The sequence below is a fragment of the Vreelandella xerophytica genome (assembly GCF_968048975.1).
The window spans coordinates 3,603,912-3,618,782 of record NZ_OZ309106.1 but is presented as its reverse complement, the minus strand read 5'-3'; the positions used below and the strand labels follow the sequence as shown (position 1 = coordinate 3,618,782).

General features: G+C 62.6%; 11 protein-coding genes. 4 read left to right on the top strand and 7 right to left on the bottom strand.

The window, feature by feature from the left end:
• Nucleotides 1–25 precede the first annotated feature (25 nt).
• The 5 genes from ACWF8S_RS16920 to glyA are packed head-to-tail and all read right to left on the bottom strand — an operon-like array spanning nt 26 to nt 6,747.
• Nucleotides 26–676, bottom strand: coding sequence for a sarcosine oxidase subunit gamma (locus ACWF8S_RS16920; protein WP_447554635.1), 651 nt, complete (start codon nt 674–676; stop codon nt 26–28).
• A complete protein-coding gene (locus ACWF8S_RS16915) occupies nt 669–3,722 on the bottom strand; it encodes a sarcosine oxidase subunit alpha (protein ID WP_447554633.1) in 3,054 nt (1,017 codons plus the stop codon). The genes ACWF8S_RS16920 and ACWF8S_RS16915 overlap by 8 nt, the downstream gene beginning before the upstream one ends.
• Nucleotides 3,719–4,108 carry a sarcosine oxidase subunit delta gene (locus tag ACWF8S_RS16910; protein ID WP_447554631.1) on the bottom strand — a complete coding sequence of 130 codons (390 nt, stop codon included), beginning with the start codon at nt 4,106–4,108 and terminating at the stop codon, nt 3,719–3,721. The genes ACWF8S_RS16915 and ACWF8S_RS16910 overlap by 4 nt, the downstream gene beginning before the upstream one ends.
• Nucleotides 4,109–4,119: 11 nt before the next feature.
• Nucleotides 4,120–5,370 (bottom strand): sarcosine oxidase subunit beta family protein, encoded by a 1,251-nt coding sequence (locus ACWF8S_RS16905; protein ID WP_447554629.1) that lies wholly within the window; start codon nt 5,368–5,370, stop codon nt 4,120–4,122.
• A 45-nt stretch (nt 5,371–5,415) separates the two neighbouring features.
• Nucleotides 5,416–6,747: a serine hydroxymethyltransferase gene (gene glyA, locus ACWF8S_RS16900; protein WP_447554627.1), complete on the bottom strand. Its 1,332-nt coding sequence runs from the start codon at nt 6,745–6,747 to the stop codon at nt 5,416–5,418.
• Nucleotides 6,748–7,131: 384 nt separating this feature from the next.
• On the opposite strand from glyA, the gene fdhA reads away from it, so the two are divergent.
• On the top strand, nt 7,132–8,319 hold the full coding sequence (gene fdhA / locus ACWF8S_RS16895; RefSeq protein WP_447530352.1) for a formaldehyde dehydrogenase, glutathione-independent: 1,188 nt from the start codon (nt 7,132–7,134) through the stop codon (nt 8,317–8,319).
• Nucleotides 8,320–8,477: 158 nt separating this feature from the next.
• Here fdhA and ACWF8S_RS16890 read toward each other — a convergent pair whose 3' ends face one another.
• Nucleotides 8,478–9,584, bottom strand: coding sequence for an FAD-binding oxidoreductase (locus ACWF8S_RS16890; protein ID WP_447554626.1), 1,107 nt, complete (start codon nt 9,582–9,584; stop codon nt 8,478–8,480).
• 380 nt (nt 9,585–9,964) lie between these two features.
• Between ACWF8S_RS16890 and ACWF8S_RS16885 the strand changes: the two genes are divergently transcribed.
• A complete protein-coding gene (locus tag ACWF8S_RS16885; RefSeq protein ID WP_447554624.1) occupies nt 9,965–11,257 on the top strand; it encodes an aromatic ring-hydroxylating oxygenase subunit alpha in 1,293 nt (430 codons plus the stop codon).
• Nucleotides 11,258–11,360: 103 nt separating this feature from the next.
• Here the strand turns inward: ACWF8S_RS16885 and ACWF8S_RS16880 are convergent, their stop codons facing one another.
• Entirely contained in the window at nt 11,361–11,597 is a 237-nt protein-coding gene (locus ACWF8S_RS16880; protein WP_447554623.1) for a hypothetical protein, read from the bottom strand.
• Between the two features lie 380 nt (nt 11,598–11,977).
• Between ACWF8S_RS16880 and ACWF8S_RS16875 the strand changes: the two genes are divergently transcribed.
• Both ACWF8S_RS16875 and ACWF8S_RS16870 read left to right on the top strand, forming a co-directional pair.
• Nucleotides 11,978–13,705, top strand: a complete 1,728-nt coding sequence (locus ACWF8S_RS16875; RefSeq protein WP_447554622.1) for a sodium:solute symporter family protein — start codon at nt 11,978–11,980, stop codon at nt 13,703–13,705.
• 100 nt (nt 13,706–13,805) lie between these two features.
• Nucleotides 13,806–14,693: a DMT family transporter gene (locus tag ACWF8S_RS16870; protein ID WP_447554621.1), complete on the top strand. Its 888-nt coding sequence runs from the start codon at nt 13,806–13,808 to the stop codon at nt 14,691–14,693.
• Nucleotides 14,694–14,871 lie beyond the last annotated feature (178 nt).

The following is a 14,871-nucleotide window of genomic DNA, read 5'->3' as shown; positions in this document are numbered from 1 at the left end:
CCGGCGGGGCCGGCCGAAGTGTTTGTTATTGTGTGTCGATCCCGTATTCTTTCGATGCATCGAGCAGCCAGCGGTAGCAGTAGTCGGCAAAGCTTCGCCGGATGACCAGCTCCCACTCGGTGTCAGACGAGCGGCGCAGTACCACGCTCGCCTTGGCGAATACCGTGGTCACGCCCTTGCCCACCGGGAAGGCGCTGGGGTGAACATCGAAGGAGATCGATTTCATCAGCACTTCCCGCGCGTTCGGGCCGCTCAAGGTGAGCAGCGTTTGGCCGCCGCTGACGTTGACGATGCTGAAATGAGCGCCCCCCAGCGCCTGGCGAAGCGCCCGCTCCAGGGCGAACTCTTCGCCGCCGGGCACGATCACCAGCCACTCGTCCGGCGAGATCCACTGAATCGAGCGCTCGCCGCTTTCGTCCTGCGTCATCGTGTTGGGTTTGGCGGGAAGACTCAGCCCCAGCACCTGGCGCACCGCCTCGTCCAGCACGATGGCGCCACCGCGCAGCACCAGATGGCCCATTAGGGCTTTTTCGCGCAGCACCACGCCCGGCGACGCTTGGCGCGCCTCCGGCGTCGCTTGCTGCTGGTAGCTCCAGGCCAGCGGCGACTCGACCGCTGGGTTGCCGTCAGGCACGGTGTTGAACTCCTGCACGTTCGATACGCTCGCGTTAGACATGCTGACGCTCTCCTTTCGGGTCGATGAAGACGGGGCTTACGATTTCGGCCTCGTGCATCGTGCCGTCGGTCATGGGCAGGTAGACGGTCTGGCCCATGCGCTCGCGGCCTTCGACCACCACCGCCAAGGCGAAGCCGTGGCCTAATGAGGGGCTGTAGTAGCTCGAGGTCACGTGGCCTTTCATAGCCATGGGGATGTTTTGGGTGCTGTCGAATACGATCTGCGCGCCCTCTTCGAGTACCACGCTTGGGTCTTTGGGCTTCAGGCCGACGAACTGTTTGCGGTCGCCGCGGATGGTGTCCGGGCGGCTCAGCGCGCGCTTGCCGATCCAGGGGAAGGGTTTGTCGTAGCCGATTGCCCACTGCATGCCCAAATCTTCCGGGGTCACCGAGCCGTCGGTGTCCTGGCCGACGATGATCAGGCCTTTTTCGGCGCGCAGCACGTGCATGGTTTCGGTGCCGTAGGGCGTCAGATCGAACTTCTCGCCGTGCTCGAAGAGCTTTTTCCAGACGTGCAGGGCGTAGTTGGCCTGAACGTTGATCTCGTAAGCAAGCTCCCCGGTAAACGAGATCCGGAACACCCGCGCCGGTACCCCGGCCACGTTGCCTTCCTTCCAGTCCATGAACTTGAACTGCTCTTTATCCAGATCGATATCGGTGACTTCCGCCATCAGCTTGCGCGCGTCCGGCCCGGTCACGGTCATGGTCGCCCAGTGGTCGGTCACCGAGTTGAAGTAGACCTGTAGTTCCGGCCACTCGGTCTGGTGCCAAAGCTCCAGCCACTCCATCACGCCCGCCGCACCGCCGGTGGTGGTGGTCATCAGGAAGTGGTTGTCGCCTAGGCAGCTGGTGGTGCCGTCGTCCATCAGCATGCCGTCTTCTTTACACATCAAGCCGTAACGCACGCGGCCGACGTCGAGCTTGGCCCACTTGTTGGTGTAAACGCGGCCCAGGAATTCGCGGGCGTCCGGGCCCTGAATGTCGATCTTGCCAAGCGTTGAGGCATCTAGAATCCCCACGCCTTCGCGCACCGCCAGGCACTCCCGGGCGACCGCCTCGTGCATGGTCTCCATGCGCTCGTTACCGCCTGCGCGGCGTTTTTTGGGAAAGTACCAGGGGCGCTTCCACTGGCCGACGTCCTCGAACTCGGCGCCGTTTTCCAGATGCCACTCGTGCATCGCAGTGTAGCGTTTCGGGTCGAAAAGCTCGTTGCAGTGGCGGCCCACGATGGCGCCAAAGGTGATCGGCGTGTAGTTGGGGCGGAAAACCGTCGTGCCCACCTCGGGGATCGAGCGGTTCAAACAGCGCGCGGCGATCGCCATGCCGTTGATGTTGCCAAGCTTGCCTTGGTCGGTACCAAAGCCCAGCGCGGTGTAGCGCTTGACGTGCTCGATGGACTCGAAGCCTTCCCGGGTGGCGACTTCGATACCGGCGGCGGTCACGTCGTTTTGCAAATCGACGAACTGCTTGGGCGCGCGCAGCGCGCTCTTCTCGTGGGGGACCTGGTAAAGCGCGCAGGCGACGCCATCGCGACGACCGCGGGTGGCCGGTGCGTCGATCGCCGGGGCGTCTTCAAAGCCGCTTGCCTGGGCCGCTTTTTGACCCGCGCGGATGCCGTCCGTCAGCGTTTCATCGAGGGCGAAGTGGCCGGCTACGCCGCCTGCAGAGATCATGCCCTTGACCTCGCCGGGTACGAAGCCCAGCAGTTCTTCATTCCACTGCGGGCGAGTGCCGGTGTGCGAGGAGAGATGCACGACCGGGCTGTAGCCGCCGGAGCTTGCGATGGTGTCGCACTCAAGATCCTCGGTTTTACCGGTGACCACGAAGCGCTCCAAATCGATGGCGCAAACGCGGGCGCCGGTAACGCGCTGATTGCCGCGCGCCTCGACGACGGAGCTTGCGGTAATCACGCGAATGCCGCTGTCCCGCGCCTGGCGCACCAGGTCGCCGTCCGGATTGGCGCGGGCGTCGACGATGGCGACGACCTCGCGGCCGGCCTCTTTCCAGTCGAGTGCGGCGCGGTAGGCGTGGTCGTTGCTGGTCGAGAGCACCAGTTTCTTACCCGGCACCACGGCGTAGCGGCGAATATAGGTCGACACCGCACCCGCGAGCATGATGCCGGGCAGGTCGTTGTTGGCGAACACCAGCGGGCGCTCGTGGGTGCCGCTCGCCAGTACCACCTGGGTGGCCCGTACGCGGTGCAGCCGCGCCCGGGACTGCCCCGGGAAACCGGCTTCCCGGGCGGTGTCCGCCAGGTGCTCGGTGCGCCGCTCGTGGAGCGTCACGAAGTTGTGGTCGTGGTAGCCGTTAGCGGTCGTGCGGGGCAGTAGCGTGACGTTGTCGAGCCCGGCAAGCTCTTTCACGGTCGCTTCGACCCAGCGCGTGGCGGAAACGCCACCCAGCGTTTCGCGGCTATCCAAAAGCGAGCCGCCCATCTCTTCCTGCTCGTCGCAGAGAATCACCCGGGCGCCGGCGCGGGCGGCGGTCAGTGCCGCACTCAGTCCGGCAGGGCCGGCGCCCACGACCATCACGTCGCAGTGGTGGTGCATGTGATCGTAGATGTCCGGGTCGGACTCGGTCGGCGCCCGGCCAAGGCCCGCGCCCTTGCGGATGTACTTTTCGTAGGTCATCCACATGGAGGCCGGGGCCATGAAGGTCTTGTAGTAAAAGCCTGGCGGCATGAAACCACCGCCCAGGCGGCCGACCCAGCTCATCACGTCGCGCTGGACGTTGGGCCAGCCGTTGGTGCTGCGCGCGACCAGGCCTTTATAGAGCGCTTGTTGGGTGGCGCGTACGTTGGGCACCTGGGTGTCGTCCCGGGCGCCGAGCTGGACCACGGCATTAGGCTCCTCGGCGCCGGCGGCGACGATGCCGCGAGCCCGCGAATACTTGAAGCTGCGGTTGACGATATCCACGCCGTTGGCGAGCAAGGCCGAGGCAAGCGTGTCGCCCTTGAGGCCGTGGTAGCGCTGGCCGTTGAAGGTGAACTCGAGCACCTGGGAGCGATCGACACGACCGCCGGCATCGATACGATTGGTCTGCGTCATGACGAGGTCTCCTCGTTCAGGGCCTTTGTTTCGGGCCGGGCGCCGACGGTTTGCCAGCCGCCATCGGCGGTTTGTACACCCTCTTCCTTGCGTACTTTTTCGGACTCGGCGGTGATGGTCGGCTGCTCGCCCATCGGGTAGGTCTCGAGGATTTCGTAGGTCACCGTGTTGCGGGTGATGTTGAAAAACTTGCGACAGCCCACCGAGTGTACCCACATTTCATGGTGAATACCGCGTGGGTTATCGCGAAAGAACAGATAGTCGCCCCACTCTTCGTCGGTGGTGTTCTCCGGATCAGCAGGGCGCATCAGGTGAGCCTGGCCGCGGGGATGAAACTCCTCCTCCTCGCGGTGCTCCTGGCAGTAGGGGCATAAGATATAAAACATGAAAGCTCTCCTCAGTGCGCAACGCCGGCGGCGCCGTGTTCGTCGATCAACGCGCCGGTATGGAAGCGGTCGATGGAGAAAGGCGCGGCGATCGGGTGCATTTCACCCTTGGCCAGGCTTGCCGCAAACACGTGGCCGGAGCCGGGGGTGGCCTTGAAGCCGCCGGTGCCCCAGCCGCAGTTGAAATAAAGCCCCTTCACCTTCGTTTTCGAAAGAATCGGGCAGGCGTCCGGGCAGGTATCGACGATGCCGCCCCACTGGCGGTTCATGCGCACCCGCGAGAACATCGGAAACATCTCGACGATGGCCTGCAGGGTGTGCTCGATGGTCGGGTAGCTGCCGCGCTGGCCATAGCCCACGTAGCCGTCGATACCCGCGCCGATGACCAAATCGCCCTTGTCGGACTGGCTAACGTAACCGTGTACGTGATTCGACATGGTGACGGTGTTGAGCACCGGCTTGAGCGGCTCGGAAACCAGCGCCTGCAGCGGGTGCGACTCGAGCGGCAGCTTGATGCCCGCCATGTTGGCCAGCACCCCGGAGTTACCCGCCGCCACGCAGCCCACGGTGTTCGCTTCGATATCGCCGCGGCTGGTGTGCACGCCCAGCACCTTGCCGTCGCGAATCTTGAAGCCGGTGACTTCGGTGTTTTGCAGAAGATCCACGCCCAGGGCGTCGGCGGCGCGGGCGTAGCCCCAGGCCACCGCGTCGTGACGGGCAACGCCCGCGCTTTTTTGCCAGGAGGCGCCCATGATCGGATAGCGCGCGCGGTTGGAGATATCCAGCTCCGGCTCGATCTCCTTGATCTGCTGCGGGGTCACCACTTCACTATCCACGCCGTTCAAGCGGTTGGCGTGGACGCGGCGCTGAATGTCGCGCATGTCCTGCAGGGTGTGGCCCAGGTTCAATACCCCGCGCTGGGAGAACATGACGTTGTAGTTCAAATCCTGGGAAAGGCCTTTCCACAAGTCGAGGGAGTGGTTGTAAAGCCGTGCGGCTTCGTCCCACAGGTAGTTGGAGCGCACGATGGTGGTGTTGCGCGCGGTGTTGCCGCCGCCCAGCCAGCCTTTTTCGACCACGGCGACGTTCTTGACGCCGAACTCCTTGGCCAGGTAGTAGGCGGTGGCCAAACCGTGGCCGCCGCCGCCGACGATGATCACGTCATAGCGTTTTTTGGGCTCGGGGTTGCGCCACTGGCGCTCCCAGTTTTCGTGGTGCCCAAACGCATGTTTGACCAGGCCGAAGCCGGAATAACGTTGCATAAATCTCTCCTGAATCGGCGCCGGAAAGCCCGCCGGCGGCGATCGTTAAGCGATGGAAGTGGCGCTTTCGGTGGCCTGCTCGCTCTGGGTTTGCGCCTGGCCGTACACCGGATGGCGGGCGCACAGCTCAGAGACGTTGTCGCGCACCTGGTTCTCCACCTCAGTGGTATCTTTTTGATCGGCAAGCACGTCGAGAATGTCGCAGATCCAGCCGGCCAGGTGTTCGCAGTCGGCTTCATTCATGCCGCGGGTGGTCACCGCCGGGGTGCCAATGCGCAGGCCGGACGTGACGAACGGGCTTTGCGGGTCGTTGGGCACGCTGTTCTTGTTGACCGTGATGTGCGCGCGGCCAAGCGCGGCGTCGGCGTCTTTGCCGGTCACGCCCTGTTTGATCAGCGAGACCAGAAAGAGGTGATCGTCGGTGCCGCCGGAGACGACGTCGAAGCCGCGCTCGACGAACACCCGCGCCATGGCCTGGGCGTTGGTGATGACCTGACGCTGGTAGTTGACGAAGTCCTGGTTCATCGCTTCCTTGAACGCCACGGCCTTGGCGGCGATGACGTGCATGAGCGGGCCGCCCTGCTGGCCCGGGAAGACCGCGCCGTTGAATTTTTTGTTGAGCGCCTCGTCGCCCTCGGCGGAGAGAATCAGGCCACCGCGCGGGCCGCGAAGTGTTTTGTGGGTCGTGGTGGTCACCACGTGGGCGTGGGGCAGGGGGCTTGGGTAGAGGCCCGCGGCGACCAGACCCGCCACGTGGGCCATGTCGACCATCAAATAAGCGCCTACTTCGTCAGCGATGGTGCGAAAACGGCGCCAGTCGACCACGCGGGAATAGGCCGAGAAGCCGGCGATGATCATTTTCGGCTGGTGCTCGCGGGCCAGACGCTCGACTTCTTCATAGTCGATCTCGCCGGTACCCTCGACCAGGCCATACTGGATGGCGTTGTAGTGCTTGCCGGAGAAGTTGGGCGCCGCACCATGGGTCAGGTGGCCGCCGTGGGCCAGGCTCATGCCTAGAATGGTGTCGCCAGGCTTGACCAGCGCCATGAAGACCGCCGCGTTGGCTTGGGCGCCGGAGTGCGGCTGCACATTGGCGTAGTTGGCGCCGAACAGGCTGCAGGCGCGCTCGATGGCGAGTGCTTCGACCTTGTCGACGAACTCGCAGCCGCCGTAGTAGCGCTTGCCCGGGTAGCCTTCGGCGTACTTGTTGGTCAACTGCGTGCCCTGGGCTTCCATCACCACTTGGCTTGTGTAGTTTTCCGAGGCGATCAGCTCGATATGGGCTTCTTGGCGCGACGTTTCTTCAGCGATTGCCGAGGCAAGGGCTGTGTCGTAGTCGGCCAGACGGGCATCAGAAAGAAAATTATTGTGTGACATCGAGTGCTCCAGGCTAGTCGCTCTATTCGGTCTGAGAGTCTGTTAGCGCCGGTATTTTGACTACCGTTTGACGCTATCCTGACGCGATAGTATCGCCGGGCCTCGCCCCCAGGATGCTTGCCGACGTCACCGCGCGGCGTATTTGCGACATTGGCGACAAAATCGTGTTTAGCGCCAAAAGAGGTCGTCCATCTACCGTTCGATGTCGTCTGTGAGTAATTTTCAAACCGGCTAATGGACCATGCTGGAGCAGCAAGCTAATGCTCTTTGGCGGGTTTCTGACAAGCATGGGCTTGTGTCGCCGCGCCAAATACGCCAGTTCCCTTCAAGAATAACGATGCCGCGTGGTCATGGCCGCGCGGCACCTGGAAAAGAGGATGTCCCATGTCCAACAATCGTGGTGTTGTTTATATCGGCGACGGGAAGGTCGACGTACAGGATATCGCCTACCCGAAAATGGAAACCCCCAATGGCAAGCCCATCGATCACGGCGTGATCCTGAAAGTGGTTTCAACGAACATCTGCGGCTCGGACCAGCACATGGTACGCGGGCGCACGACCGCCCCGACCGGCATGGTGCTGGGCCACGAGATCACCGGCGAGGTGATCGAGAAGGGCAAGGGCGTCGAATTCCTGGGCATCGGCGATATCGTCTCGGTGCCGTTCAACGTCGCCTGCGGGCGCTGCCGCACCTGTAAAGAGGGCCATACCGGCCTTTGCTTACACGTCAACGACGACCGCGCCGGCGGCGCCTATGGTTACGTCGACATGGGCGGCTGGGTCGGCGGTCAGGCGCACTACGTCATGGTGCCCTACGCCGACTTCAACCTTTTGAAGTTCCCGGACCGGGACCAGGCCATGAGCCAGATTCGCGACCTGACCATGTTGAGCGACATCCTGCCTACGGGCTTTCACGGCGCTTTAAAAGCCGGCGTTGGCGCGGGCTCCACGGTGTATGTGGCCGGCGCGGGCCCGGTCGGTTTGGCCGCGGCCGCCTCGGCGCGCCTGCTGGGGGCGGCGGTGGTGATGATCGGCGACTTTAACAAGGACCGCCTGGAGCACGCGCGCAAGATGGGCTTCGAGCCGATCGATTTGAACAACCACGACCGCCTGGGCGAAATGATCGCCGCCGTGGTCGGCGAGCCGAGCGTGGACAGCGCCATCGACGCGGTGGGCTTCGAGGCCGTGGGCCACAGCGGCAAGGAGCAGCCCGCGGTGGTGCTCAACCAGATGATGGACATCACCCGCGAAGGCGGCTCTATCGGTATCCCGGGCCTTTACGTGACCGAAGACCCGGGCGCGACGGAAAAAGCCGCGCAAACCGGAAGCCTTAGTCTGCGCTTTGGCCAGGGCTGGGCCAAGGGCCTTTCGTTTCATACCGGCCAGACCCCGGTGGTGCAGTACAACCGCCAACTGATGCAGGCGATTTTGCACGGCCGTTTGAACATCGCCGAGATCGTCAACGCCCAGGTGATCTCGCTTGAGGATGCGCCAGCGGGCTACGAGCAGTTCGATCAGGGCGTGGCCAGCAAGTTCGTGCTCGACCCGCACGGGCTGCTCGGCGTCGCTTAACGCGTCTCGTCGTCTCGTCGTCTCGTCCAACGCCCGCGGCCACTGCCGCGGGCGTTTTTTTATCTTTGGTTCCAGCACGATATGGGCATAAAAAAGCGGATACCACGCGGTGGTACCCGCTTTGCGCCCTTTGAGTTGTGCCCTTTGAGTGCAGCGACTTAGAAATCCACCACCAGGCTGTTCTTGGGCCGACTGCAGCAGCTGAGGATATACCCCTCTTCGATATCCTCCTCGGTGATGCCGCCGTTGTGCTCCATCTCCACGTCGCCGGACTTGAGCTGCACCCGGCAGGTGCCGCAGATCCCCATACCGCACGCCTTGGGAATATGTAGCCCAAGCTTGGCCGCGGCGGCGTGGACCGTCTCGCCAGGCTGGATGCGCACGCTCTTGTTCGACTGGGCGAACTCGACGCTGAGAAGGTCTTCGGGCTCGGCAAGCTCGGCTTCCACTTCCGCCTGCTCGGCAAGCTCCTTGACGTCTTCTTGAACGTCGACCGGCGTGGCGCCAAAAAGCTCTTCGTGGTAGTGGTCCATGTTGAAGTTGTTGGCCCGCAGAATCGCCTTGATGGCGTTCATGTAGGGCACCGGGCCGCAGCAGAAAATCTCCCGCTCGAGAAAATCCGGGGCCATCATTTCGAGCATGGGCTGGGTCAAAAAGCCCCGATAGCCCGCCCAAGCCTCACCGATATCGTCTTTTTTCTCACAGACGATATGCAGTTTGAATTCGGGGATCCGCGAGAACATGTGCACGAGCTCGCGGTGATAGATCACGTCCCTGGGCGCCCGGGCACTATGAATGAACTCGACGTCCACATTGGTGTTGGTGTCGAAGAACCAGCGCGTCATCGACATCAACGGCGTGATGCCCACGCCGCCGGAGAGAAACAGGACCTTGTCGGCGGGGAAGTCGATGGAGTTGAAGTTACCCACCGGCCCGTGGACCACCAGCTCGTCGCCGACTTTCATGTTGGTGTGCAGCCAGTTGGAGACCTGGCCGCCCGGTATCTGCTTGACCGTGATCGAGAAGCTGTAGGGGATCGAGGGCGAACTCGAGATGGTGTAGGAGCGCATCACCGGCTGGTTGTCGATTTCGAGCTCCAGGGTGACGAACTGGCCCGGCTTGAAGAAAAACATGACGGGCTGCTCGGCCATGAAGCAGAACGTGCGCACGTCCGGGGTTTCCTGAATGATCTTGACGCACCGCACGTGGTGGCGGCCATTGGTCCAGGTCTGGGTCGTGACGGGGTTGAAATAGTTCGTTGTCATCGTCGTCTCAATATGGCCGTGCTATCGCGTTGCCTTCACCGGCCCGTCCTTGCACTGCACGGTCCAGCACCATTGCCTGCATTCTGGGTACGCGCTTTCGGGCCAGCTTACCTGTTAGCGACACGTACTTATCTGGCGCCACCTCAAGGGCGTGAGAAATCCGTTTTCGCGTCGTCGGTACGCTACGCAGTGTCGTCGGCAGATAATTGACGTCAAAACCCCTGGACCACAATCCTTTTCATAAGTGGCAAACCACAAGTAGCCATCGCCGCGCGCCCGCACAACGTCAGGTCACGCAACTTAAACAACAAGACAATTACGTTTGGTCAATGACTGTGTCGCCGCCCTCAAGGGGAGGCGGGTTTAAAAGGATATCTGGTATGAACAACACGACGGATTACACCCAGAACGACCCCCTGGCCGCCATGCGTGAGGAGACGGTCGAGATGCTCACGTCTCGGGCGCGCACCTACTCGTTGCCGCAGCCGTTTTATAACGACGCGCGGCTGTTTGCCCTCGACATGCAAGAGATCTTCGAGAAAGAGTGGCTGTTTGCCGGCATGAGCTGCGAGATTCCCGCCAAGGGCAACTTCATGACCCTCGAGATCGGCGACAACCCGGTCGTGATCGTACGCGGCGGCGAAGGCGAGATTCACGCCTTCCATAACGTCTGCCGTCATCGCGGCTCGCGCCTTTGCAGCACCGAAAAAGGCAAGGTCGCCAAGCTGGTCTGCCCCTACCATCAGTGGACCTACGAGCTCGACGGGCGTCTCTTGTTCGCCGGTAGCGAAATGGGCAGCGACTTCGATTTGAATGAGTTCGGCTTGAAGCCGGTGAGCGTACGCACCGCCGGCGGCTTCGTGTTCATCAACTTAAGCGAGAGCCCCTCGTCGATCGACGACTTCCTGGTGACGCTGGAGCACTACCTCGAGCCCTACCAGATGGACAACGTCAAGGTGGCGGTGGAGTCGAGTATCGTCGAGCAGGCGAATTGGAAGCTGGTGCTCGAGAATAACCGCGAGTGCTACCACTGCAACGGCGCTCATCCGGAGCTTTTGAACTCGCTGATGGAGTTCGACGACACCGAAGACCCGCGGGCCACCGATAAGTACAAGGATCTGGTGTCGCGCAAGCAGTCAGATTGGAACGGCGAACAGGTGCCCTGGCAGCTCAAGCGTTTCGGTAGCCGTAACCGGATCACCCGCACGCCGCTGCTGGATGGCGTGGTCTCCATGACCATGGACGGCAAGCCCGCCTGCAGTAAGCTGATGGGCCGGCTGACCAGCCCGGACATGGGCTCGCTGCGTATCCTGCACCTGCCCAACTCCTGGAACCATTTCATGGGGGATCACTCGATCGTGTTTCGCGTGCTGCCCCTGGGCCCGCAGCAGACCCTGGTGACCACCAAGTGGCTGGTACACAAGGACGCGGTCGAAGGCGTGGATTATGATCCGGAGAACATGCGCCGGGTGTGGGACGCCACCAACGACCAGGACCGCCGGCTTGCCGAAGAGAACCAGCGGGGCATCAACTCGAAGGCCTATCAGCCCGGCCCGTACTCGGAAACCTATGAGTTCGGCGTGATCGATTTCGTCAACTGGTACGCCGAGCGCATGCTGGAGAACCTGAACGGCGAGGGCGTTTCACTCACGCTTGCCAAGGCCCAGGGCTAGCCGCCCGCCTTTTGGCCTACCTACCGGCGCTCCCGCTTAGCGGGGCGCCGGTTTTTCGTTTCTATCCCTTCAAGATCCCTTCGGGCAGGTGCTGGCGACTGGCCTACTCGATAAAGGCCAGATGACGTTCGATCGCCTCGCGAACCTCGGGCAGCACGATATCCTGCCGATCTTTTAGCGCTTCGATGAAGGCGGGCAACCCATCGACGGGCTGCTGGCGGTGGGCGCTGGACGCGCGCCGGGCGCAGGTGTCCGGGTCGGCATCCTGGGGGAGCGCGATCCCCAGCGTCTCGAGCCGCGCACGAAAGTCATCACCATCGATCAGTTCGACAATCATCATGGCTGCATCCTCTTATCAATGGGTCGCGAAAAGCGAGGCTAAAGCGCTCAGTGTACGCAAAGTCGCTTTGTCCGTGCGCGATGGACAGCGTCTTTGGCTACGTCGAGGTCGGTTTTGGGTAACCGGGTTTCGGGATCCGGCTCAAGGCTTTATAAGCTGTGGCCGGTACAGGCGTTCCCCACACAACAAGGGGTGAAAAGGGATGTCGCTTGCCACAGAGCTGCCTTTCTCGCAGGTGCATTGGCGTATGTCGTAATTCCGGCAGCCGCTGGCGTTAATAGCTAAGAGTACGCTTATAAAGCGCTGCATCATGCTGTAAAGCGTCTTGAAAGCGCTTGGCAACCCCGCTTAACAACATCAATAACCTTACGGCTGCGCTTATGATTTACACCATCGCGATACTGTTGAGCCTGGTCGGCTACTTTGTGATCGGGCATCTGGCCGGCCGGCGCGTCAAGGGCCTGGACGACTACCTGGTGGCTGGGCGCAACGCACCGACCTTTTTCATTCTGGGCACCCTGGTGGCAAGCTACCTAAGCACCAGCGCCTTTCTGGGGGAAACCGGTTTCGCCTACCAGGGCTATCCTTTCGTCATGCTGATCTTTGCCGCGGTGAGCACCTCGGGCTGCTTGCTGGGCGCGCTGGTGTTTGGCCGCTACCTGCGCAGAAGCGAGGCGAATACCGTGCCGGAATTTTTCGGCAAGCGCTTCGCCTCGCGCCGGGTGCAAATCATTGCCGGGCTCACCACGATCATCGGCCTGGGCGCCTACCTTTTGGGCGTGATGCAGGGCGCGGGCATCATGTTCGCCGAGCTGACCGGTATGCCTTACTGGGTGGGCCTGGTACTGGTGTGGGCGACCTACACCGGCTTCATTCTCTACTCCGGCTCCCCCGGGGTCATGCTCACCGACACGATCATGTTCGTGATCTTTTCGCTGGCAGCAATAGGCGGATCGATCTACGTGATTCAGGATCTGGGCGGCTTCAGCGGCGTGATCGAAGGGCTGCTGACCCAAACCGACAAGCCCGATATCGCGCTGTGGCACGGCGTGCTGGAAGGCCCGAACGCTACCTTCTCCACCCCCGGCGAGGCGCTGGTTTGGGGTTTGACGCTGGGGCTTGTGTGGGCGGCGGTGCTCGCGGCGAGCCCCTGGCAGTCGAGTCGCTACCTGATGGCGCGCAACGAGCACGTGGTGATGCGCTCGGCCATGCTGACCGCGGTGGCACTCGCCGTTTTCTACGCGCTGATGATGGTGACCGGGGCGGCGATCAACCTGTACGACCCGGGCCTCGACCCGGAGCGTTCCATGATTTGGGTGGCGCTCAACATCCTGCCGACCTGGCTTGGCATCGTGATTTTGACCGGCGTGTTCGCCGCCGGGCTTTCGTCGTGTTCGACCTTTCTGTCGATCATCGGCTTTAGCATCTCCAACGACATTCTTGCCGCCTCGAAAGACGAGGCCTCGGCGATGCGTAAAAGCCGTTTGGCGGTGCTGGCTGCAGGGCTGGTCGCGCTGGTGCTGGCGCTTTTTCAGCCGCCGGCGGTCATGGCCGTGGTGTGGTTTGCCGCGACGCTGTTCGCCTCGTCCTGGGGGCCGGTGGCGCTTTTGAGCATCTGGAGCAAGCGCATCACCGCCGCCGGTGCGGGCTGGGGGCTGGCGGTCGGTTTTGCCGGCAACGTGGCCATTTCGTTGATGGTACAGGCCGAGTGGCTGAGCCTGCCGGTGTATCTGCACCCGGTGCTATTGAGCACGCTGATGGCGCTGGTGGCCATTGGGCTTGCCTCCAAGGCCACGCGCGTCAGCCAGGCCGAGCATACCTACCGCGCGTTTCTGCACGACGTCGATACCCAGGCCGTTAGTGGCTGGGTGCCGGGCACCCGCTGGATCGCGCTTTGCACCATGCTCTGCGGCGTGGCGATCGGGGTCTTTTTGTGGCAGCAGTACGCGGTGACGCTGGACGGTTTTGCCGAGCCGTTCGGCGTCGCCCCCAGCGCGGTGCAGGGCGCTTACGGGCTGGCTATTGGCTGCGGCGCCATGTTATTGATGGCCGGCGGCGTCGGCTTCTGGCTGGTGCGCCCGCGCTCGCCAGCCCCCTCATCGGGCTAGCGCGGCGAGCCGCTAAAACCAAAGGACGTCCGCTTACCGCCCAACCGCCCGCCTTCATGGCGGGCGGTTGGTTTTTTTTAACCGACCCGGAGCTAAAACAATGCAGCCAAGTGCTTATCAACGTGGCCTGGTCATCGTGGTGCTGGGCGTGGTGTGTCTCAGTTTCGACGGTTTGCTGATCCGGCTGGCCAGTACCGATGGCTTTACGATCGTGTTCTGGCGCGGTTTTCTGATGTTCGCCGTGCTGGGGCTTTTTTGCCTTTCCGGTAAGCGCCTTGCCACGCTGCGCGCAAACCCGCTCGCGGCGCTCGCCTCGGCCATTTTGCTGGGGCTGATTTCGCTGCTCTTCGTACTGGCGGTAATGAACGCTAACGTCGCCAACGTGGTGGTCATTCTAAGCTCGGCGCCGCTGTTTGCCGCGATTCTGTCACGGGTGTTTCTGGGCGAGCGTGTTGCACTGCGCACCCTGGTCGCTATTGCGCTCTGTATGGCCGGCATGGGTCTGGTGTTCATGGGTGAGGGCGCCCAGGGCATGCTTCTGGGCAATCTTTATGCGCTCGCCGCCGCTGCCGCGGTGGGGGGCAATCTCACGCTTTTACGTCGCTTTCCGGATCTTGACCGGATCGCGTTGATTGCCGGCGGCGGGGTTCTCTCCACGGCGATCGCGCTGCCCTTGGCCGCGCCGCTGGCGCTGAACTCTTCGCAGTTTGGCGTGCTGGCGCTGATGGGGCTGATCCAAATGCCGCTGGCCACCGTGCTGATCAACAGCGCCACGCGCTACTTGCCCTCCACCGAAGTAGCACTTTTCTATCTGGTGGAAACCGCGCTGGGCACGCTCTGGGTGTGGTGGCTGCTGGGTGAGGAGCCCACCGCCTCGACGCTGGCCGGCGGGGTGGTGGTCATTACCGTGCTGGTGCTGCACTCCTGGATTGGCCTGCGCCAAGAGCACCAGCGGCTGAGGTTGCATCCGGGGGTTGCCGTAAAATAAGCCCCTCGAATCGCTGTTCAACGAACGCGGTTTGAATATCACGGCGGACTCATCCGAGGCGCCTGTCGGCGCCATCGCCCGATGAATCGGGCTCCTACGAAACCCCGTGGCCATTCGTGCAGTGTGATTCACCTCCCGTAGGAGCAGGCTTTAGCCAGCGATGCGGCGCAACGCGTCG